General features: G+C 73.0%; 16 protein-coding genes. 13 read left to right on the plus strand and 3 right to left on the minus strand.

Features of this window, described 5'->3' with window-relative positions; translation table 11 throughout:
* The first annotated feature begins 15 nt into the window (after positions 1-15).
* Positions 16-801, plus strand: coding sequence for a VC0807 family protein (locus Sm713_RS08600; RefSeq protein ID WP_212909056.1), 786 nt, complete (start codon positions 16-18; stop codon positions 799-801).
* A gap of 15 nt (positions 802-816) precedes the next feature.
* A complete protein-coding gene (locus Sm713_RS08605) occupies positions 817-2,499 on the plus strand; it encodes a carboxylesterase/lipase family protein (protein ID WP_212909057.1) in 1,683 nt (560 codons plus the stop codon).
* Positions 2,500-2,630: 131 nt separating this feature from the next.
* On the opposite strand, the gene Sm713_RS08610 is transcribed toward Sm713_RS08605, so the two are convergent.
* Positions 2,631-3,248, minus strand: a complete 618-nt coding sequence (locus tag Sm713_RS08610; RefSeq protein WP_212909058.1) for a TetR family transcriptional regulator — start codon at positions 3,246-3,248, stop codon at positions 2,631-2,633.
* A gap of 197 nt (positions 3,249-3,445) precedes the next feature.
* On the opposite strand from Sm713_RS08610, the gene Sm713_RS08615 reads away from it, so the two are divergent.
* From Sm713_RS08615 to Sm713_RS08625, 3 genes are all read left to right on the plus strand, one after another.
* Positions 3,446-3,601: a hypothetical protein gene (locus Sm713_RS08615; protein WP_212909059.1), complete on the plus strand. Its 156-nt coding sequence runs from the start codon at positions 3,446-3,448 to the stop codon at positions 3,599-3,601.
* Between the two features lie 77 nt (positions 3,602-3,678).
* Entirely contained in the window at positions 3,679-4,023 is a 345-nt protein-coding gene (locus Sm713_RS08620; protein ID WP_212909060.1) for a hypothetical protein, read from the plus strand.
* Positions 4,024-4,141: 118 nt separating this feature from the next.
* A complete protein-coding gene (locus Sm713_RS08625; RefSeq protein ID WP_212909061.1) occupies positions 4,142-5,305 on the plus strand; it encodes a cysteine desulfurase family protein in 1,164 nt (387 codons plus the stop codon).
* Between the two features lie 88 nt (positions 5,306-5,393).
* Here the strand turns inward: Sm713_RS08625 and Sm713_RS08630 are convergent, their stop codons facing one another.
* Positions 5,394-6,596, minus strand: coding sequence for an IS110 family transposase (locus Sm713_RS08630; RefSeq protein ID WP_212911822.1), 1,203 nt, complete (start codon positions 6,594-6,596; stop codon positions 5,394-5,396).
* A gap of 733 nt (positions 6,597-7,329) precedes the next feature.
* On the opposite strand from Sm713_RS08630, the gene mnmA reads away from it, so the two are divergent.
* Positions 7,330-8,451 carry a tRNA 2-thiouridine(34) synthase MnmA gene (mnmA, locus tag Sm713_RS08635; protein ID WP_212909062.1) on the plus strand — a complete coding sequence of 374 codons (1,122 nt, stop codon included), beginning with the start codon at positions 7,330-7,332 and terminating at the stop codon, positions 8,449-8,451.
* 231 nt (positions 8,452-8,682) lie between these two features.
* Here the strand turns inward: mnmA and Sm713_RS08640 are convergent, their stop codons facing one another.
* Positions 8,683-9,018 (minus strand): DUF427 domain-containing protein, encoded by a 336-nt coding sequence (locus Sm713_RS08640; RefSeq protein WP_212909063.1) that lies wholly within the window; start codon positions 9,016-9,018, stop codon positions 8,683-8,685.
* Positions 9,019-9,069: 51 nt separating this feature from the next.
* Between Sm713_RS08640 and Sm713_RS08645 the strand changes: the two genes are divergently transcribed.
* The 7 genes from Sm713_RS08645 (at position 9,070) to gatA (ending at position 20,410) form a co-directional block, all read left to right on the plus strand.
* Entirely contained in the window at positions 9,070-9,609 is a 540-nt protein-coding gene (locus Sm713_RS08645; protein ID WP_212909064.1) for a TIGR00730 family Rossman fold protein, read from the plus strand.
* Positions 9,610-9,681: 72 nt separating this feature from the next.
* Complete coding sequence (locus tag Sm713_RS08650) at positions 9,682-10,371, plus strand: SDR family oxidoreductase (RefSeq protein WP_212909065.1); 690 nt, start codon at positions 9,682-9,684, stop codon at positions 10,369-10,371.
* A 767-nt stretch (positions 10,372-11,138) separates the two neighbouring features.
* Positions 11,139-12,119 carry a methionine synthase gene (locus tag Sm713_RS08655; protein ID WP_212911873.1) on the plus strand — a complete coding sequence of 327 codons (981 nt, stop codon included), beginning with the start codon at positions 11,139-11,141 and terminating at the stop codon, positions 12,117-12,119.
* 14 nt (positions 12,120-12,133) lie between these two features.
* Positions 12,134-14,326, plus strand: coding sequence for an NAD-dependent DNA ligase LigA (gene ligA / locus Sm713_RS08660; protein ID WP_212909066.1), 2,193 nt, complete (start codon positions 12,134-12,136; stop codon positions 14,324-14,326).
* A gap of 1,622 nt (positions 14,327-15,948) precedes the next feature.
* Positions 15,949-18,225, plus strand: coding sequence for a GGDEF domain-containing phosphodiesterase (locus Sm713_RS08665; RefSeq protein ID WP_212911874.1), 2,277 nt, complete (start codon positions 15,949-15,951; stop codon positions 18,223-18,225).
* Between the two features lie 389 nt (positions 18,226-18,614).
* A complete protein-coding gene (gene gatC / locus Sm713_RS08670; RefSeq protein WP_212909067.1) occupies positions 18,615-18,911 on the plus strand; it encodes an Asp-tRNA(Asn)/Glu-tRNA(Gln) amidotransferase subunit GatC in 297 nt (98 codons plus the stop codon).
* A 5-nt stretch (positions 18,912-18,916) separates the two neighbouring features.
* Positions 18,917-20,410 carry an Asp-tRNA(Asn)/Glu-tRNA(Gln) amidotransferase subunit GatA gene (gene gatA / locus Sm713_RS08675; protein WP_212909068.1) on the plus strand — a complete coding sequence of 498 codons (1,494 nt, stop codon included), beginning with the start codon at positions 18,917-18,919 and terminating at the stop codon, positions 20,408-20,410.
* Positions 20,411-20,413: the final 3 nt, after the last annotated feature.

The following is a 20,413-nucleotide window of genomic DNA, read 5'->3' on the forward strand; positions in this document are numbered from 1 at the left end:
CCGGAAGGCGTCCCCATGAGCATGAGCACATCCAACGAGGTCCGGCGGGCCGGCAGCGCGCGCCGTGCCATGAGCCGGCCGCTGATGACGGAGGTCGTCGCCCCGCTCGCGTTGTTCTACGGACTGCGCGCACTCGGGGCGAGCCAGTTCGTCGCGCTGCTCGCCGGCATCGTCCTGTCGCTGGGACGCGCCGTGCACGGCATCGTCCGCGAGCGCCGCGTCGGCGGCGTGACCCTTTTCGTCGTCGGCTCGATGACGCTGACCGTCGTGATGTCCTTCGTCGCGGGCAGCCCGCGCCTCCTCCTGCTCCGCAACGGCTGGGGGATGGCGGCGATCGGACTCTGGATGATGCTCACCGCGTTCAGGCGGCGCCCGCCGCTCTACGAGGCCGGGCGCCTCGTCCTGGACGAGGACGGGCGGCAGGCGTGGACCCGGAACTGGGAGCGGTACGAGGCGTTCCGGCGCGTCCTGCGCGTGTGCAGCCTCGTCTGGGGCGCCGCGTGCCTGCTGGACTCCGCTCTGCGGGTGGCGATGGCGTTCACCCTGCCGGTGGACGTGGTGCCGGTCCTCGACGATGTGCTGCTGGCCGTCACGCTCGGCGCGCTGCTGGTGTTCCAGCGCACCTACGCACGCGGTTACCTGCGCCGGCACGGCCTGCGCCTCAGGGGAGCCCGCCTGTCACCCCTGACCGAACCGCCGTCCGGCCCGGACACCGGGGTCGAAGGGCCGGCCGTCGCCGCCGACCGCCCTGCGGCCGGGGCCGCGGTCGACCGGAACACCTCATCGAACCCCGCCCGCTGAGGAGACCGGAGACCCATGACCACGTGCATCTCCTCGACGCGCGCGCCGCGGCTCGTTCTGCGGCTGCTTCTGCGGCTCTTACGGCTGCCGGTGCCGCTGCGGTCGGCCCTGCTGCTGGCCCCGGTGATGGCTCTGCTCGTCCCCGCCCTGGTCCCCGCGGGGGGAGGGGGTCCGGTGGCGGCCGGCGCGGTGGCGGCAGGCCGCGGCACCGTGGTGCGCACCGACGGCGGCCTCGTCCGCGGCACCGCCGCCGCCGATGGATACCGCAGCTTCCAGGGCATTCCCTATGCCGCGCCGCCGGTGGGCCCGTTGCGCTGGAGGCCGCCGCTCCCGGCGCGGCCCTGGCACGGCACGAGGGACGCCACCCGTCCCGGTGACCGGTGCGCCCAGAACGCCGACCCGCTGACGGGGACCGCGCGCAGCACCAGCGAGGACTGCCTCTACCTCAACGTCGCGGTGCCGCCCAGGCGCCCCGGTGAGCGGCTGCCGGTCCTCGTGTGGATCCACGGCGGCGGGCTGAGCTCCGGAGCAGGGAGCGACCAGGACCCCCGCAGGCTCGCCGCCGACGGCCACGTCATCGTCGTCACCGTCAACTACCGGCTCGGCGTCTTCGGCTTCTTCGGCCATTCCGGACTGCCCGGCTCGGGCGACTTCGGCATCATGGACCAGCGGGCCGCGCTCGCCTGGGTGGGCAGGAACGCGGCACGCTTCGGCGGCGACGGGCACGAGGTCACCGTCTTCGGCGAGTCGGGCGGAGGGGACAGCGTCTGCGCCCAGCTCGCATCGCCCGCGGCACGCGGCCTGTTCGCGCGGGCCGCCATCCAGAGCGGCACCTGCACCGACACGAACGCGGTGGACGACCTGTACCCCGGCGCCGGTGCCGCGACGGCCACCTGGAAGCCGCTGGACGCCGTGCGGTCCGCCGGCGCGGGGGTCGCGGAACGGCTCGGCTGCAAGGAGAGGGCACTGCCCTGTCTGCGCGCGATGAGCGCCGAGCAGTTGCTGAGCGCGCCGGCGGTGGCCGCCGTCTACTGGAGTCCGGCCTATGGCACCCCCACGTTGCCGAGGTCTCCCGGCAGAGCCATCGCCGCGGGCGACTTCGCGCACGTCCCGGTGCTGGAAGGCACGACCCGCGACGAGGCGACGCTGCTGGTCGCCGCCGCCCTCGGGCAGATCGGCACCGGCACGCTCCACGACCTGCTCGACCGCGCCCTCGGGCCGCGCGCGGGTGAGGTGGCCGCCGCCTATCCGGCAAGCCGTTACGGCTCACCGTCGCTGCGATGGGCCGCCATCGTCACCGACCGCGCCTACGCCTGCCCCAACCAGCGGACCGAGGCCGTCCTCGCCTCCCAGGTGCCCACCCACGCCTACGAGTTCGCTGACACGCATGCTCCGTCGACCTTCGACATGGAGCCCCCGTTCCCGCTGGGCGCCTACCACGGCTCCGACCTCCCCTACGTCTGGGACGTCCCGGGGCGTACGGCCCTGCTGAGCCCGGCGCAGCGGCGGCTCTCCGGGCAGATGATCCGCTATCTCGCCCGCTTCGCCGCGACGGGCGACCCCAACCGCCCGGGCCTGCCGCACTGGCCCGCGGTGAGAGGCCCGGCGCCCGTGCTCCAGCGCCTCGCGCCGCCCTCGGACGGCGGCGTGCACCCCGCCACCACCGCGGCGCTCCACCACTGCGACCTGTGGGACTGACCGCCTCTCTGCCGCCGCGGATGCGCACGGCCGCCGGGGTGGAGGGAGCCCCCGACGGATCTCCGGTCCCCGTCCGTCCCCGGACGGGGATCCGGAGACGGACGGGGATCACCCTCGTGATCCGGACGGGATCAGTCGAGCCAGTGGCGGCGGCCGAGGCTCATCAGGCGCATCTGGCGGCGGGCCAGCTCCGTCACTGCCTCCAGACCCTCGGGCGGGGCCTCCAGGATCGCCGCTGCCGTCATCACCATGTGGTTGACGTAGAGCCGCGCCAGCATCAGCAGGTCGTCGTCGTCCCAGCCCCGTGACTCGGGCCGCCGCGCCAGCTCCGTGCGCACCTCAAGGGAGAACTGGTCGAGCTGGCGCGCGATGGCCTCCCGTACCGGCGACACGCCCCCGTGCTGTTCCCGTGCCACGAACCGTACGTGCGCCGGATGGCGCCGCACGTGACCGGCTATCAGATCGACGCTGCGGGCGATGCGCTCGTCGATGCCGCCCGGCGCGGCGAGGGTGATGCCGATCATCTCGTGGAGGCTGCCCAGCGCCTGTTCGACCAGGGCGATGCCCAGGTCGGCCGTGCTGTGGAAGTGCCGGTAGAAGGCGGTCGGCGCGATGCCCGCCGCACGCGTGACCTCGCGCAGGCCCAGGCTGCTCAGGCTCTGGTCGGCGAGGAGCGTGAGCGCGGCGTCCAGCAGCGCCTGCCGGGTCTGCTCCTTCTGGGCCTGCCGCTTGCCGAGGGTGTGACTCATGCCATTCAGTCAACAACTGTTCTCCGCCTTTGGAAAGCCGAACAGGGAGTACTGTGGATGTCAGTGAACAGTTGTACCCACATTCGTTCACCGAACTTCCCGTACCCGGAGGCTCTCCTCCCATGGAGCCCCTTGGACTCCCTGGACTCCCGTGGAGCCCGACGGGACGCGGGTCACGAGACACCAGAGAGGTCTCCATGCTCTTCCTCGTAGCCGCCCTGCTGCTGCTCGGCGTCGGCCTCGGCGCCGTGGCGCACGCGCCGCTGCCGGTGGGCGTCATCGCCGCCGCCGTCATCGGCGTCTGGCTCGTCGTCTTCGCCGTGCGCGAACGGCACGCCCGCCGTCACCACTGACCCTTCGGCGGCTCCCGACTCCCCACACCCCCGACCCCCTTCACCGACCCGTTTCACCACTCCGTCAGGAGGCACCCATGAACCCCACCCTGACTCCGCGTGCCGAGCGCGCGACCGCGACGTCCTCGTCCGCCGGGACGCGCCCCGATGCGAGGCCCGCCGGGCCAGCGGCGGAACGCGGCCCGCGCCGGGACGCCGACGGCATGGCCGTCGCGTCCTTCGTGCTCGGCCTGCTGGGCCTGCTGGTCGCCAACCTCTTCCTCGGGCCCACGGCCATCGTGCTGTCCGCGCTCGCGCTCTCCCGCGGTACCGGCCGGCGCGGCCGCGCCCTGCTCGGCCTGGCCCTCGGCGTCGCCGACCTCGCGGTCCTGGCGGTGCTCGTCACCGTCGACCACACCTGGTCCTGGAACATCCCGGGCTGACCCTCCCGAACCGGCCGTTCGCGCACCCGCCGCGCCCCGGTGACCGTTCCGCCGGGCGCGGGAACCGGTACCGGCCCCGGCGGTCCCGAAAGGCGGACCTCGTAGAATCGGGGCCACCATGGCTTACCTCGACCACGCGGCGACCACCCCGATGCTTCCCGAGGCGATCGAGGCGATGACCGCCCAGTTCGCACACACCGGAAACGCCTCATCGCTGCACGCAGCGGGCCGCAGGGCCCGGCGCGCCGTCGAAGAGGCCCGCGAGACGCTGGCCGCGGCGCTCGGCGCACGCCCCAGCGAGGTGGTGCTCACCTCCGGCGGTACGGAGGCGGACAACCTCGCCGTGAAGGGCCTGTTCTGGTCCCGCAGGGCTGCTGATCCGGCCCGCACCCGCGTCCTCGCCAGCCCCGTCGAGCACCACGCCGTGCTGGACGCCGTGCACTGGCTCGCCGAGCACGAGGGGGCCACCGTCGAGTACCTGCCGGTGGACACCTACGGCCGGGTCGACGCCGAGACGCTCCGGGAGGCCATCGCCCGCAACCCCGACGATGTGGCGCTCGCCACAGTCATGTGGGCCAACAACGAGATCGGCACGCTGATGCCGATCCGGGAACTCGCCGGCGTGGCAGCGGAGTTCGGGGTTCCGCTGCACGCGGACGCGGTGCAGGCCGTCGGCCAGGTGCCGGTCGACTTCGCCACCTCGGGGCTCGCCGCGATGACCGTCTCCGCGCACAAGATCGGCGGGCCGTACGGAGTCGGGGCGCTGCTGCTCGGCAGGGACCACAGCCCCGTGCCCGTGCTGCACGGCGGCGGCCAGGAGCGGCACGTGCGGTCGGGCACCCTCGACGTGCCCGCGGTCAGCGCGTTCGCGGTGGCGGCGCGGATCTCCACGGAGCGGCGCGAGGAGTTCGCGCGGCGGGCCGGGGTACTGCGCGACGAACTGATCGACGCCGTCCGCGCGGCGGTGCCGGAGGCCGTCCTCGGCGGCGATCCCGTGGACCGGCTGCCCGCCAACGCCCACTTCACGTTCCCCGGCTGCGAGGGCGACTCCCTGCTGATGCTGCTCGACGCGCAGGGGATCGAGTGCTCCACCGGCTCGGCCTGCACGGCCGGGGTGGCCCAGCCCAGCCATGTCCTGCTCGCCACCGGCGCCTCGCCCGAAGCGGCCCGCGGCACGCTCCGCTTCTCGCTGGGGCACACGTCCACGCGCGCGGACGTCGACGCGGTCGCCACGGCGATCGGGCCCGCGGTGAAGAGGGCGAGGACGGCGGGTCTGTCCTGAGCTCCCTCCGCCCCCTGTAGGGGCCGCCCCCCAGCTTTGCGCAGTTCCCCGCGCCCCTGTTTCGGGGGGGGTGCCTCTATGTCCTTGGTCAAGCGGGGCGTGGGGTTCGGTGTTCGTAGAAGGTGCCGTCGCGGAGCATCGCGTAGAGCACGCTGATGCGCTGGCGGGCCAGGCGGAGGAGAGCCTGGGTATGAGTCTTTCCCCTGGCTCGGCAGCGGTCGTAGTAGGTGCGGGAGACGGGATCGTGCAAGGCGGCGAAAGCGGACAGGAACATCGCCCGTTTGAGCTGGCGGTTTCCGCCTCGTGGCGCGTGTTCGCCGTGGATCGATGTGCCCGACGACTTGGTGGTCGGGGCCAGGCCGGCGTAGGAGGCGAGATGGGCGGCGGTGGGGAAGCTGGTGCCGTCGCCGACGGTGACCAGCAGGGTGGCAGCGGTCCTGACCGCGATCCCCGGCATCGAGATCAGGACCTGGGAAAGAGGGTGCTCCTCCAGCAGGGCCTCGATCTGCGCTTGAAGAGCGCGGCGCTGTTCGTGGACAGCCGCGAGCGAGCGGGCCAGCGAGGGGATCACGATGTCGAGCGTGCCGGTCCCCGGGACCACGACGGTCTGTTCGTCGAGTGCGTCGAAGACGTCGTCGATCAGCCGCTGGGCCATGCGCGGGGCTTTGGGTCGGATGGTTTCGACGAGTTTGCGGCGGCCGGCTTTCCTGAGGGCGGATGGGGATCCGTAGCGCTCCAGCAGCCAGGTGACTGCTTGGTGATCCAGCCGCGGGCCCAGGACGCGTTCGAGGCTGGGGTGGAACTGTGTGAGCAGGCCGCGTATGCGGTTGCTGGTGCGTGTGGCCTCGGTGGCAAGATCCTGGTCGAAGCCGACCAGCACGGTGAGTTCGGCGGTGATCTCATCGGTCAGTTCCAGGGACCGCAGGGTGTGGGGCATGGTGCGGGCGGCGTCCGCGATGACCGCGGCGTCCTTGGCGTCGGTCTTGGCCTCGCCCGGGTAGAGGTCGGCGATCCTGCGCATCGCAAGTCCGGGCAGGTAGGCGACCTTGCAGCCTGCGTCCCGGGCCACGGTCAGTGGCAGAGCGCCGATCGAGGCGGGCTGGTCCACGATCAGCAGGACGGTGCCGAATTTGGCGGCCAGCTTGTCGAAGACGGCTCGCAGTTTCGGTTCGCTGTTGGGCAGGGGCTTGTCGAAGACCTTCTTGCCGGCTGGGGTGAGTCCGTGGCCGTGGTGGGCGGTCTTGCCGACGTCCAGGCCGAGGAAGACGCCCACGTCGCCGGTGTCGAACATCGTGCTGTCAGCTCCTTTGGTGCGGCTGGCCTGGGCTTCGGTGTCGTACGCGCGCATCCACGTTATGCAGACCTGCCGCCCGTGAACTGTCCGGCGTTGCGCCGGACCGGACGGTGGCCGGACCTCTCATCAGCGGCTCCGACGGCACCTCTCGGGCCCGGTGAACACCACCCCCCACGTCATCTCGGACAGGGGGACACAGTCATGCCGGGCCCGGAGGCCAGCGGCCCTCTTGCAGGACCGCGAAAAAGATAACGGGGGGCGGATGGTGCGTGAACGTGCGGCTTCCGTCGTGGCGGATCGCGCAGTTCCCCGCGCCCCTTGTCTGGGGTGGTTTCTCGGCGCTGTGATGGCGCCTGTATCGCTGCGGCTGGTCGCGCGGTTCCCCGCGCCCCTGAGTGGGTGCCGTGGGCCGTAGGGCCGCCCTGGAGCCCCGATAGGGGCGCGGGGAACCGCGCGAAAGGGCCTCCACCGGCTGGTGGTCCGGAGGAGAGGGTCGTGGCCCCGGATAAGGGGCGCGGGGAACTGCGCAAAAACGGCCCCCACCGGCAGATGGTCCGGCGTCGACGGCCAACGCGACCAAGGGGGCGGTCGGGGCGGAGCCCCGCGGTCTGGGAACCCCCACCGGCAAGTGGCCGCAAGCGGGGCCCGTGCCGCTCAGGCGCGAGGGAAGCGGGGTGTGCGGAAACGGGGCGGCCGGAGCGGGGCGGAGCCCCGTACCCTGGTGGACGTTATGACTGACACCCCGCAGCGCCCCCTCCGCATCCTCGCCGCAATGTCCGGCGGCGTGGACTCCGCCGTCGCCGCCGCCCGCGCAGCCGAAGCCGGCCACGACGTCACCGGCGTCCACCTCGCCCTCTCCGCGAACCCGCAATCCTTCCGCACGGGCGCCCGGGGCTGCTGCACGGTCGAGGACTCCCGCGACGCCCGCCGCGCCGCGGACGTCATCGGCATCCCGTTCTACGTGTGGGACCTCGCCGAGCGCTTCCGCGAGGACGTCGTCGAGGACTTCGTCGCCGAGTACGAGGCGGGCCGCACCCCCAACCCCTGCCTGCGCTGCAACGAGAAGATCAAGTTCGCCGCCCTGCTGGACCGCGCGCTCGCCCTCGGCTTCGACGCCGTCTGCACCGGCCACTACGCGAAGGTGGTCACCGGCGAGAACGGCACCCGCGAGCTGCACCGTGCCTCCGACATGGCCAAGGACCAGTCGTACGTCCTCGGTGTGCTCGACGAGCGGCAGCTCGCGCACGCGCTGTTCCCGCTGGGCGACACGGTCACCACGAAGGACGAGATCCGCGCGGAGGCCGAGCGCCGGGGCCTCGCCGTCGCGCGCAAGCCCGACAGCCACGACATCTGCTTCATCGCCGACGGCGACACGCAGGGCTTCCTGTCCCGCCGCCTCGGCACGGCCCCCGGTGACATCGTCGACGAGTCGGGCACCACGGTCGGCAGCCACGACGGCGCCTACGGCTTCACCATCGGCCAGCGCAAGGGGCTCCACATCGGAACCCCGGCACCGGACGGCAAGCCCCGCTACGTGCTGGACATCTCACCCGTGGACAACCGCGTCACGGTCGGCCCCGCCGAGTCCCTGGACGTCACCGCGCTCACCGCGATCCGCCCCCGCTGGTGCGGCACCCCGCCCGCCGGCCCGGGCACGTACACGGCCCAGCTCCGCGCGCACGGCGGCGAGACCGAGGTCGGCGCGCACCTCGAAGGCGGCGACCTGAAGGTCACCTTCACCGAGCCCGTCCGCGGCGTGGCCCCCGGCCAGGCGATCGTTCTCTACGACGGCACCCGGGTGGTCGGCTCGGCGACGATCGCGTCGACCACACGCGCGCGTGTAGCCGTCTGAGCGGGCTGAGCGGGCTGAGCGGGCTGAGCGGGGTCTCCGCGGAAAACCCCGGAAATCCCCACGGCGACTCCCCGGTGCCGGTTCGGGCACCGCTCCAGGCACATCTGAACCCGCTCTGTGGCACCGAGCGGCCCCCGCCGACGGGGTCAGTCTCCGGAACCGAACCGAACCGAACCGGACCGTCCGCCACGCGCGTGTGGCGGACGCTCCGCACTGCCAGCGGGCGAAGGGTCAGGCCGCCTCGCCGACCACCTGGGTTTCGTAGAAGCACAGGTGGTCCCCGATCTGGGCCACGTCCGGCTTAGGGGCCGGGTACGCCCACACCAGGTCGGGGGAGCCGTTCAGCGACCAGTAGGAGGCCGTGCCCTTGAACGGGCAGTAGGTGTGCGACTCCGAAGGGGTCAGCAGGTCCGTGCGGACGTCCTCCGGGGGGAAGTAGTAGCGCGGCGGGCAGCCGGTCTCGCGGAGCACCAGCGGCCGGGTGCTCTCGGCGAGCACCTGCCCCTCGTGAACGACGCGTACGTGCTCGCTGCCCTGCTCGATCGTGATCGTGTGTCCATCAGCCATGCCACGTAAAGCGTTCTTTGGAGCGTGTCTCTTCCCCGTACCGTGGGGCGCATGAACATTTGCGTCTTCCTCTCCGCCGCCGACCTCAACGAGCGCTACACACGACCTGCCCGTGAATTCGCCGAGCTGCTCGGCAAGGGCGGGCACACCCTCGTGTGGGGCGGCTCCGACGTGGGGCTGATGAAGGTCGTGGCGGACGGCGTGGAGAAGGCGGGCGGGCGGCTGCTCGGCGTCTCCGTGGAATTCCTCTCCGACCGGGTGCGCCAGCGGTCCGACGAGATGGTGGTCGCGCGCAGTCTCGCCGAGCGCAAGGCGCTGCTGCTGGAGAAGGCCGACGCGGTCGTCATCATGGTCGGCGGGACCGGCACCCTCGACGAGGCCACCGAGATCCTCGAACTGAAGAAGCACGGCCACCACACCAAGCCCGTGGTCCTCCTCAACGCGGCCGGTTTCTACGACGGCCTCAAGGAGCAGTTCCGGCGCATGGACGAGGAGGGGTTCCTGCCGCTGCCCCTCACCGACCTGGTGTTCTTCGCCGAGGAGCCGGTGGGGGCGCTGGCCTATCTGGAGGAGTCGTTCGGCACCGCGTGACCTGGCCGTCGGCCTGCGGGTCCGCCGACCCGCCGGGCGGCTGCGTGGGAGCCGGTGCCTAGCATGTCCCCCATGGCCACACGTGTGATCACTGGCGCCGGCTCCGGCATAGGCGCGGCCGTCGCGCACCGTCTGCACGCGCGCGGCGAGGAACTGCTGCTGCTGGCGCGGGACGCCGGCCGCGCCGAGGAACTGGCCGCCGAGTACCCCGGCGCCCGCACCCTCGTCGGGGATCTCGCCGAGCCGGAGAAGCTCGCGGAGGCGATCTCGCGCCAGGGCCTGCCGGAGCGGGCCGACTCCCTCGTGCACAGCGCCGGTGTCGTCGAGTTGGGGTCCGTGGGGGACCTCTCCACCGCCACGTGGCGCCGGCAGCTCGATGTGAACCTGGTCGCTCCGGCCGAGCTGACCCGCCTCCTGCTGCCCTCGCTCCGGGCCGCCCGCGGGCAGGTCGTCTTCATCAACTCCGGAGCGGGGCTGTCGGCGAGCCCCGAGTGGGGCGGCTACGCCGCCTCCAAGCACGGTCTGAAGGCCCTGGCGGACTCCCTGCGGGCCGAGGAGCGGGCCGCCGGGGTTCGGGTCACCACCGTGTATCCCGGCCGCACCAGGACCTCCATGCAGGCGGAGGTGCACCGTCAGGAGGGCAAGGAGTACGACCCGGCCCGGTGGATGGCGCCCGACTCCGTCGCCACGGCGGTCCTCACGGCCCTCGACCTTCCGCGCGACGCGGAAATCCACGACGTGACGGTCCGCCCCGGCACGTGACCCCGGCGCACCTCTGACGCACCGCGTGCGTCGCCTCCGGCGGCTTTGCGCAGTTCCCCGCGCCCCTTTTTCGGGGGTGGTCTCTCTGCGCTGCGACGGCGCGGGCATCGCTGTGGCTGATCGCGCAGTTCCCCGCGCTCCCTTCTCGGGGTGGTTTCTCATGGCTGTGGCGGTGCGGGGGTCCGTGGTGACCGTCCGCGCAGTTCCCCGCGCCCCTTCCTCGGGTGGTTTCTCCGCGCTGCGATGGCGCGGGCCTCGTCGTGGCTGTTTGCGCAGTTCCCCGCGCCCCTGAGCGGGTGCCGTGGGCCGTAGGGCCACCCCGGCGTCCCGATAGGGGCGCGGGGACGGGGGCACCTCCCACGCCCTCAAGGCAGTGGGGGAGCGAGCAAGTTCCGCCGGGGGGTGGTCCGGGTTGATGGGCCGTGCCCACGCCGTGGTGCGGTCGGGGCGAAGCCCGTTGATAGGGGCGCGGGAATTGCGCGAGCAAGTTCCGCCGGGGGGTGGTCCGGGTCGATAGGCCGTGCCCACGCCGTGGTGCGGTCGGGGCGAAGCCCCGCTGATAGGGGCGCGGGGAACTGCGCAGGACGGTTACCACGACCCCGCGCACCGCACGTGGCCAGCAGCGAACCCCCCACAACCCCACCACCGGAATCCGCGCCCCCGCGGATTCCGTACGCTTGCGCAGCGTGAGCGAAAACCGCGTGAGCGAGAACCCCCCGACCGAGAACCGGGACTTCAGCCCCCGGGGCGCCTCCGGCACGGGATCGATGCCGGGAGACGATGCCCGCGAGGCCGTGAGGACCGTGACCGGAACCTTTGAATCCGGCCAGTCGGGGGACGGGCTCCCTTACCTTCCCGAGCTGCCCGCCCGCGGCCCGGGCGCCGACATGATCGGCAGGACGGCGGGGATGCTCGTCGAGCTGTACGCGCGCGTGGAGCCCAGCGGCTGGCGCCTGGGCGACCACCCGGGGCGGGACACCCGCCGCGCCCGCTCCTGGCTCGGCGAGGACCTCGACGCCCTGGAGGAGTTCACCCAGGGCTACGAGGGGCTGCTGAAGGTACAGGCGGTGGGCCCCTGGACGCTCGCGGCGAGCCTGGAGCTGCGCAACGGCGAGGCGGTCCTCTCCGACCCGGGCGCCTGCCGGGACCTGGCCGTGTCGCTGGCGGAAGGGCTCGGCGCGCACCTCGCGGACGTACGGCGCCGGGTGCCCGGCGCCGGCATCGTGCTCCAGCTCGACGAGCCGTCCCTGACGGCCGTGCTGCGCGGCCAGGTGCGCTCGGCCAGCGGCTACCGCACCCACGGCGCCGTCGACCGCCAGGTCGTCGAGAGCACCCTGCGGGACGTGATGGAGATCCAGCACGCGGCGGGCGGCGGCGTGGTCGTGCACTCCTGCGCCGCGGACGTCCCCTTCGCGCTGCTGCGCCGGGCCGGCGCGGACGCCGTCTCGTTCGACGCCGCACTGCTCACCGAACGTGACGACGACGTGATCGGCGAGGCCGTCGAGAGCGGTACGAAGCTGTTCGCCGGTGTCGTGCCCGGCACGGACGGCCCATTGTCAGACCCTGCCGGTAGCGTCGGGGGTGTCAGGACGCTGTGGCGCAGGCTGGGGCTCCGGCCCGAGCTGCTCGCCCGGGCCGTGGTGCTCACGCCCGCATGCGGTCTGGCGGGTGCGTCTCCCGCGTACGCGCGGCGCGCGCTCGCCCACTGCGTCCAGGCGGCGAGATCCCTCGCGGACAACCCTGAGTGACGGGAGGACAGACGGTGGCCGGCGAACAGCAAGCACAGCCCGCAGCGGTGCCCGCCGAGGCACGGGAGAAGCACAAGCAGCTCGCCGAGCAGATCGAGGAGCACCGCTTCAGGTACTACGTGAAGGACCAGCCGGTCGTCAGCGACGCCGAGTTCGACCGGCTGCTCCGGGCCCTCCAGGACCTGGAGGACGAGCACCCCGAGCTGCGCACCCCCGACTCGCCCACCCAGAAGGTCTCCGGCGCCTACGAGACCGACCTCGCCGAGGTGGAGCACCGCGAGCGCATGCTCTCGCTGGACAACGCCTTCGACGACGACGAGCTGGGCGCCTGGGCGGACCGCATCGCCAAGGACGTCGGCACCACCGACTACCACTTCCTGTGCGAGCTCAAGATCGACGGCCTCGCCGTCAACCTCACGTACGAGCACGGCCGCCTCACCCGCGCCGCCACCCGCGGCGACGGCCGTACCGGCGAGGACATCACGCCGAACGTCCGCACCATCGAGGAGATCCCCGACCGGCTCAGGGGCGACCGCGTCCCCGAGCTCGTCGAGATCCGCGGCGAGGTCTTCTTCCCGATGGAGGAGTTCCAGGCGCTGAACGCCCGCCGGGTCGAGGCCGGTGAGAAGCCGTACGCCAACCCGCGCAACTCGGCTTCCGGTTCGCTGCGCCAGAAGGACCCCAAGGTCACCGCCACCCTCCCGCTGCGCATGGTGGTGCACGGCATCGGCGCCCGTGAGGGCTTCGACATCGACCGCCTCTCGAATGCCTACGAGCTGCTGCGCGAATGGGGCCTGCCCACCACGCCGTACGGCAAGGTGGTCGACTCCATCGACGGCGTACGGGAGTTCATCGCGTACTACGGCGAGCACCGCCACTCCGTGGAGCACGAGATCGACGGCGTCGTCGTCAAGCTCGACGAGATCCCGCTCCAGGGCCGCCTCGGCTCCACCTCCCGCGCCCCGCGCTGGGCGATCGCCTGGAAGTACGCCCCCGAGGAGGTCAACACCAAGCTGGTGAACATCCGCGTCGGCGTCGGCCGCACCGGCCGGGTCACGCCCTACGCGCACGTGGAGCCCGTCACCGTCGCGGGCTCCGAGGTCGAGTTCGCCACCCTGCACAACCAGGACGTGGTCAAGGCCAAGGGCGTCCTCATCGGGGACACGGTGGTGCTGCGCAAGGCCGGCGACGTCATCCCGGAGATCCTCGGCCCGGTCGCCGACCTGCGGGACGGCACCGAGCGGGAATTCGTGATGCCCACCGAATGCCCGGAGTGCGGCACCCCGCTGCGGCCGATGAAAGAGGGCGACGTCGATCTGCGCTGCCCCAACGCCCGGGGCTGCCCCGCACAGCTCCGCGAGCGGCTGTTCTATCTGGCGGGCCGCAAATCCCTCGACATCGAGAGTTTCGGCTATGTGGTGGCCGCCGCGCTGACCAGGCCGCTGGAACCCTCCGAGCCCCCGCTGCGCGACGAGGGCGACCTCTTCGACCTCACCCTGGAAAAGCTGCTGCCCATCAAGGCGTACGTTCTCGACCAGGACAGCGGCCTGCCCAAGCGGGACCCCGAAACGGGCGAGGAGAAAATCGCGACGGTCTTCGCCAACCAGCAGGGCGAGCCCAAGAAGAACACCCTGGCGATGCTGGACAATATCGCCGCGGCCAAAGAGCGCCCCCTGGACCGCGTCATCACGGGCCTGTCCATCCGCCATGTCGGGCCGGTCGCGGCCCGTGCGCTGGCCCGGGAATTCCGCTCCATCGACAGGATCGAGCAGGCCGGCGAGGAGGAGCTCGCCGCGGTGGAGGGCGTGGGACCGACCATCGCCGCCTCCCTCAAGCAGTGGTTCGAGGAGGACTGGCACCGCGAGATCCTGGGGAAATGGCGTGCGGCCGGGGTCCGTCTCGAAGCCGAGGTCAGCGGCGAGGAAGAGGGCCCTCGCGCCCTGGAGGGCATCACCGTCGTCGTCACGGGCACCCTCGTGAACTACACCCGCGACGCCGCCAAGGAAGCACTCCAGAACCAGGGCGCCAAGGTCTCCGGCTCGGTCTCCAAGAAGACCTCATTCGTGGTGGTGGGGGAAAATCCCGGTTCGAAGCATGACAAGGCGGTGCAGTTGAAGGTTCCCGTCCTGGACGAGGACGGCCTTACCACCCTGCTCGAACGAGGACCCGACGCGGCGGCGGAAATCGCACGGCCGACCGATGAGTAGCGGTTGAACGCCACTCGTTCGGCGCATATCAGAGGCAGATGGGTGGCCGGGGCGCATTCGGGCAACCACTGTCGAGCGCTGCCCCTGAAAGCCATCCGCGGCCTACTGTTGAGGGGCGTGCCCGTCGTGCGTGCCCAGCAGCGCGGCGGGTTATCGGACGCGGACCCCGTCGAGGTCGAGGGGGCACCGGGGTTACCGGGGCCGCCGCCTTCCGTCTTCGGCGTCCGCGCCGCAGGGCGTGGGCACCGCCGGCTGTGAGAGGGACGGGAATGGAACCGACCGAGAGCGCCGCCCCCGAGGCCCGACTGCACCGTGGCCGCAGTCACTGGCTGAGCGGTCGCCGCGCCGCACCCAAAACCCGCGAGCGCGGCACCGCCACGGGGGAGCGCTCCCCGGGTGCCGCCGCTCCGCCCAACGAGACGCCACGGGGCGGCAGCGGAGCGGCACGCCGGCCGGGCAGCCGGCAGGGCTCCGGCCCGGCCCCCGCACTCACCGGCGAGCCCACCGCCACGCAGGGCACCGAGCCCGCCGACGGCGCGGGCCCCTCGGCGACCCCGGCCCCCGCGGCGCCTGCGCCCGGCACCCCCGCGGCGCCTGCGCCCGGCGTCCCCGCGGTGCCTACGCCCGACACTCCCGCGGCGCCGGAGGACGGCCCTACCAGCGGGGAGACGGCACGGGAGGCCGGTGAGGGCGGCGCCACGGCCAGGGCTATGGCCACGGCCATGGATCGCGCCTCCGCTGACGGCGCGACCGAGCGCCCCGACGCGGGCCGGACGCCCACTGGTCAGGGCTCGCCCAATCCCGTGCCTGCTCAAACAGAGCCCGGAGAACCGGAGCCGGCGGCGCACGGGCCGGCGGAGCCCGCGGCGAGGCAGAGCGGTCCGAGTCCGGAACCGGAGGATCCGGGCCCCGCTCAGGCGGATGCGGGCTCGCCCCCCGCTCAGGCGGATGCGGGCTCGCCCCCCGCGCAGGCAGATGTGGCTTCGGCCCCCGCGCGTGCGAGCGCGGGTCCGTCAGCGCTCGGGAGGGAACGCGGTGGTGATTCGGCCCCCACGCGTGCGAGCGCGGACTCAGCTCCCGCGCGTGCGAGCGTGGACTCAGCTCCCGCGCGTGCGAGCGTGGACTCAGCTCCCGCGCAGACGAAGGTGGACTCAGCCCCCGCACCGTCAGCCTCCGAACGGACCGGACCTCCCCTGCCCGGGCAGGACCGCGCTGAGGCGTCCCGGGGAGCGGGGAGCGGACCGGAGGCAGCGGGGCCGGGTGAGGAGCCTGACGCCTCGTTGGTAAAACGTTCCGCGAGCGCCGGATCCGCGGAGCCGGCCCCCACGGACACCCGGGCCACGGCACCGGACACCCGGGCCGCGGCACCGCGCACCGGGGCTCAAGGCCCTTCGGACGCAGCAGGTTTGGCGGGGCGGGGCTCCGGGGGGCACAGTTCTGCGGGGCAGGGATTGGCAGAGCAGGGCTCCGCGGGGCAGGGTGCTGTGGGGCAGAGTCCGGGGGGACGTGATCGGAATGCGGGAGGACGTGCGGCGATGTCGCCGGGAGCCGCTGGACAGGGCGTGACGGGGCCCGGTGCGAACGGGCGCGGCGGGCCGAGGCCCGCGGTGACCGGCACCGGGATGCCGGGGTCCGGAGCGAGAGGTTCCGGTGGACCGGGATCCGCCGCCACCGGTTCCTCCGTGCCGGGCCGTGGCCGGGGCGCCCCGACCCCCTGGTCGGGACGGTCTCAGGAGCGTTCCGAAGGACTGCCCGGCCGGAGCGCGCCGCGCCCGGCCGCCGAGCGCTGGAGCATCGCCCGGATCGCGGGGCTGCGCGACCGGCTGTCCACGCGTGGCACGCGGGAGGCCGGGCGCGAGCACGGCGCCCTCGCCGACGACGCCGCGTCCCGGCAGGCTCTTCGGGCCGCGTTGCCGAGCGCCGTCGTCCTGCTGGCCGTGCTGGTGCTGGGCGCCGGCGTGGTGCGCGCCGTCAGCGGCCACCACGCCCTCTTCCCGTCCGGAGTCACCGGATGGTCCCTGGCCGCGCTCACCGGACTCATAGTCGGCCACCTCGTGGCCATGGGCCGCGACCGCTGGTGGGGCGGCACGGGCTCCGGCTCGGCCCTCACCCTCGCCGTGCTGCTGCTGTACGGGTGGGTGCCGGCCGGCATGGTCAGCCTCATCCTGATCGTCCTGGTCGGCGTGGCCCGCAGGAACGGCTGGCGGCAGGGCGTGCTGCACGGCGCCGCCGACATCCTCGGCATCGGCTCGGGCGCCCTGGTGCTCTGGGCGTGCGGGCGGGTGCCGTCCGTCGAGTCCCCGTGGAAACCCGAGAGCTGGGACCTGCTGACGGCCCCCGAGGCGGTGCTCGTCGCGGCCGCCTACGTGGCCGTCACCCGCCTGCTGACCTGGTACGTGCACACCCCCCGCACCGGCCTGCCCACCGTCCTGCGCACCGCGCTCATCCGGCAGGGCCTGGTCGGCGCCGGGCTGCTCGGCATCGCCCCGCTGATCTGCGTCGTCGCGATGGCCCGCCCCGTGCTGCTGCCGCTCTTCGCCGTGCCCCTCATCGCCCTCGACTCCAGCCTCTGGATCGCCCGCGCCCGCGCCGAGGAGCAGCTGCGCGACCCGCTCACCGGGCTGCCCAACCGGCAGTGGCTGCTGGAGCGGACCTGGGCCGCCCTGGAGGAGGCCGACCAGAACGGAGAGCGGTCCGCCCTCGTGCTGATCGACCTCGACCGCTTCCGGTCGGTCAACGACACGCTCGGGCACCTCGCCGGCGACCGGCTGCTGTTGCAGATCGCCGACCGGCTGCGGCTCGCGCTGCCCCGCGGGGCGGAGGCGGCCCGGCTCGGCGGCGACGAGTTCGCCGTGCTGCTGCCCGTCGCCGACTCCACCACCTCCGCGAGCCGGGTGGCCCGCGGGCTCGTCGCCGAACTCGGCCGTCCGCTCGACCTCGACGGCCTCACCCTCGTCCTGGAGGCCAGCGCCGGACTCGCCGTCTTCCCCGACCACGCCCTCGACGCGGAGGGGCTGCTGCGCCGCGCCGACGTCGCCATGTACCAGGCGAAGCGGGACCGCACGGGAGTGGAGGTGTACGAGTCCAAGCGGGACTCCAACACCCCCGACCGGCTCGGCCTCCTCGGCGACCTGCGGCGGGCGCTCGACGCGCACGAGGTGGAGCTGCACTACCAGCCCAAGGTCCGCTTCGACGGCGAGGTGGCCGGACTCGAGGCGCTGGTGCGGTGGGTGCACCCGGAGCGGGGCAAGGTGCCGCCCGACGAGTTCATCGCGATCGCCGAGTCGTCCGGGCTGATGCCGCACCTGACCGAGTACGTGCTGGAGACCGCGCTGGCCCAGGTCGCGCGGTGGCGCGAGCAGGGGCTGCGGGTGCCCGTCGCGGTGAACGTCTCCCCGCGCGACGTCCACACGCCCGGCTTCGCCGGCTCCGTCGCGGCCCGGCTCGCCCGGCACGGCGTGCCGCCCGGGGCGCTCCAGCTGGAGATCACCGAGCACGTGCTGCTTGAGGACCCGCAGCGCGCCGCGGACACCCTGGCCGGGCTCACCGCGCACGGCGTGAAGATGTCGCTGGACGACTTCGGCACCGGGTACTCCTCGCTGGTCCACCTGCGGCGGCTGCCGGTGAGCGAGCTGAAGATCGACCGGTCGTTCGTGGCGCGGCTCGCGGTGGACGCGGAGGACGCGGAGATCGTGCGCTGCACGGTGGACCTCGCGCATTCCCTGGGCCTGGTCGTGGTGGCCGAGGGCGTGGAGGACGACGAGACCTGGCAGCGGCTGCGGGAACTCGGCTGCGACGCCGTGCAGGGCTGGCTGGTGGCCGCGGCCATGCCGACCGACAAGGCCACGGCGTGGCTGCGGGCGCGCGAGCAGGCCTCGCTGGGGCGGGGCCAGGGGTAGCGGGTTGCCGGACGCGGCGGGATGTTCTGGCCCTGGCGGGCCGCACCCTGGCCCTGGTGGGCGGGACGCCTCGGCCCTGACGGGCCATGCCTCCGGTCCTGGTGGGTGGCGCTGCGTGGCGGGCTGTCGGTTTCGTCGTGGCCGTTCGCTCCCCCACTGCCTTGAGGGCGTGGGAGGTGCCCCCACCCCGCGCCCCTGGGTGTGTGCCGTGGGCCGTCCGGGCACCCCGGTGCGCCCCAGAAGGGGCGGTGGTCGGGAAAAGAAATTCACGGGCAGGGGCGCTGCGCCCATAGGATTGGGCTCGTCCCGTGTGCGTGTGCCTACGGTGTACTTTGCGCACGGGGGCGGACTGCCGCCCGAACCACCGTCACTGACCCTGAGGATCCCGCATGCCTGGCATCACGCGCGAGGAGGTCGCCCACCTCGCCCGGCTGGCGCGTCTGGAACTGAAGCCCGAAGAGCTCGACCACTTCGCAGGCCAGCTCGGCGACATCATCAACGCGGTCGCCCGCGTCTCCGACGTCGCCGACCAAGACGTTCCGCCGACCTCCCACCCGCTGCCGCTGACGAACGTCATGCGCCCGGACGAGGTACGCCCGTCGCTCACCCCCGAGCAGGCGCTCTCCGGAGCACCCGCCCAGGAGCAGCAGCGATTCAAGGTGCCGCAGATCCTGGGTGAGGAGTGACCGACATGACGGACATCATCAGGCTCACCGCGGCCGAGACCGCCGCGAGGATCGCCTCCGGCGAGCTCACCGCCGTGCAGGTCACCGAGGCCCACCTGGCCCGTATCGAGGCCGTGGACGAGAAGGTGCACGCGTTCCTGCACGTCGACCGCGAGGGCGCCCTCAAGCAGGCCCGCGCCGTCGACGCCAGGCGGGAGCGCGGCGAGCAGCTCGGCCCGCTCGCCGGCGTGCCGATCGCCGTCAAGGACCTCTTCACCACCGAGGGCGTCCCCACCACCGTCGGCTCCAAGATCCTCGAAGGCTGGGTCCCGCAGTACGACGCCACCGTCACCAGGCGCCTCAAGGACGCCGGCCTGGTGCTGCTCGGCAAGACGAACATGGACGAGTTCGCCATGGGCTCCTCCACCGAGAACAGCGCCTACGGGCCCACCGGCAACCCCTGGGACCTCACCCGGGTCCCCGGCGGCTCCGGGGGCGGCTCCAGTGCCGCCATCGCCTCGTACCAGGCCGCGCTCGCGATGGGCACGGACACCGGCGGCTCGATCCGCCAGCCCGCCGCGGTCACCGGCACCGTCGGCGTCAAGCCCACCTACGGCGGCGTCTCCCGGTACGGCATGGTGGCCTTCTCCAGCTCGCTCGACCAGGGCGGCCCCTGTGCCCGGACGGTCCTCGACGCAGCCCTGCTGCACGAGGTCATCGGCGGCCACGACCCGCTGGACTCCACCTCCATCGACGCCCCGGTACCGCCGGTGGTGGAGGCGGCACGGAGCGGCAGCGTGCGGGGCCTGCGGATCGGAGTCGTGAAGCAGTTCCGCGGCGAGGGCTACCAGCCCGGCGTCGTGCAGCGCTTCGACGAGTCCGTCCAGCTCCTCAAGGAGCTCGGCGCCGATGTCGTCGAGGTGGACTGCCCGTCGTTCGACCTCGCCCTGTCGGCGTACTACCTGATCGCGCCGTCCGAGTGCTCCTCGAACCTCGCCCGCTTCGACGCCATGCGCTACGGCCTGCGGGTCGGCGACGACGGCAACCACAGCGCCGAGGAGGTCACCGCCCTCACCCGCGAGGCCGGCTTCGGCGCCGAGGTCAAGCGCCGGGTCATGCTCGGCACCTACGCGCTCAGCTCCGGCTACTACGACGCGTACTACGGCAGCGCGCAGAAGGTGCGCACGCTCATCGCGCGCGACTTCGAGCGGGCCTTCGAGCAGGTCGACGTGCTCGTCTCGCCGACCACCCCGACCACCGCCTTCCCGATCGGCGAGCGCGCCGACGACCCGATGGCGATGTACCTCGCGGACCTGTGCACCATCCCGGCGAACCTCGCGGGCAACGCCGCCATGTCGCTGCCGTGCGGCCTGGCCCCTGAGGACGGCCTCCCGGTGGGCCTGCAGATCATCGCGCCGGCCATGCGGGACGAAAGGCTGTACAAAGTCGGTGCCGCCGTCGAGTCCGCTTTCGTGGAACGCTGGGGACATCCGCTGCTGGAGGAGGCACCGTCACTGTGAGCG

The sequence above is a fragment of the Streptomyces sp. TS71-3 genome (assembly GCF_018327685.1).
Classification (GTDB): domain Bacteria; phylum Actinomycetota; class Actinomycetes; order Streptomycetales; family Streptomycetaceae; genus Streptomyces.

What these genes read in the sequence shown, in the direction of transcription:
- Sm713_RS08600 (WP_212909056.1), top strand. Translation starts at nt 16, where the DNA reads ATGAGCATGAGCACATCCAACGAGGTCCGGCGGGCCGGCAGCGCGCGC.
- Sm713_RS08605 (WP_212909057.1), top strand. Translation starts at nt 817, where the DNA reads ATGACCACGTGCATCTCCTCGACGCGCGCGCCGCGGCTCGTTCTGCGG.
- Sm713_RS08610 (WP_212909058.1), bottom strand. Translation starts at nt 3,248, where the DNA reads ATGAGTCACACCCTCGGCAAGCGGCAGGCCCAGAAGGAGCAGACCCGG.
- Sm713_RS08615 (WP_212909059.1), top strand. Translation starts at nt 3,446, where the DNA reads ATGCTCTTCCTCGTAGCCGCCCTGCTGCTGCTCGGCGTCGGCCTCGGC.
- Sm713_RS08620 (WP_212909060.1), top strand. Translation starts at nt 3,679, where the DNA reads ATGAACCCCACCCTGACTCCGCGTGCCGAGCGCGCGACCGCGACGTCC.
- Sm713_RS08625 (WP_212909061.1), top strand. Translation starts at nt 4,142, where the DNA reads ATGGCTTACCTCGACCACGCGGCGACCACCCCGATGCTTCCCGAGGCG.
- Sm713_RS08630 (WP_212911822.1), bottom strand. Translation starts at nt 6,596, where the DNA reads ATGTTCGACACCGGCGACGTGGGCGTCTTCCTCGGCCTGGACGTCGGC.
- mnmA (WP_212909062.1), top strand. Translation starts at nt 7,330, where the DNA reads ATGACTGACACCCCGCAGCGCCCCCTCCGCATCCTCGCCGCAATGTCC.
- Sm713_RS08640 (WP_212909063.1), bottom strand. Translation starts at nt 9,018, where the DNA reads ATGGCTGATGGACACACGATCACGATCGAGCAGGGCAGCGAGCACGTA.
- Sm713_RS08645 (WP_212909064.1), top strand. Translation starts at nt 9,070, where the DNA reads ATGAACATTTGCGTCTTCCTCTCCGCCGCCGACCTCAACGAGCGCTAC.
- Sm713_RS08650 (WP_212909065.1), top strand. Translation starts at nt 9,682, where the DNA reads ATGGCCACACGTGTGATCACTGGCGCCGGCTCCGGCATAGGCGCGGCC.
- Sm713_RS08655 (WP_212911873.1), top strand. Translation starts at nt 11,139, where the DNA reads ATGCCGGGAGACGATGCCCGCGAGGCCGTGAGGACCGTGACCGGAACC.
- Sm713_RS08665 (WP_212911874.1), top strand. Translation starts at nt 15,949, where the DNA reads ATGCCGGGGTCCGGAGCGAGAGGTTCCGGTGGACCGGGATCCGCCGCC.
- gatC (WP_212909067.1), top strand. Translation starts at nt 18,615, where the DNA reads ATGCCTGGCATCACGCGCGAGGAGGTCGCCCACCTCGCCCGGCTGGCG.
- gatA (WP_212909068.1), top strand. Translation starts at nt 18,917, where the DNA reads ATGACGGACATCATCAGGCTCACCGCGGCCGAGACCGCCGCGAGGATC.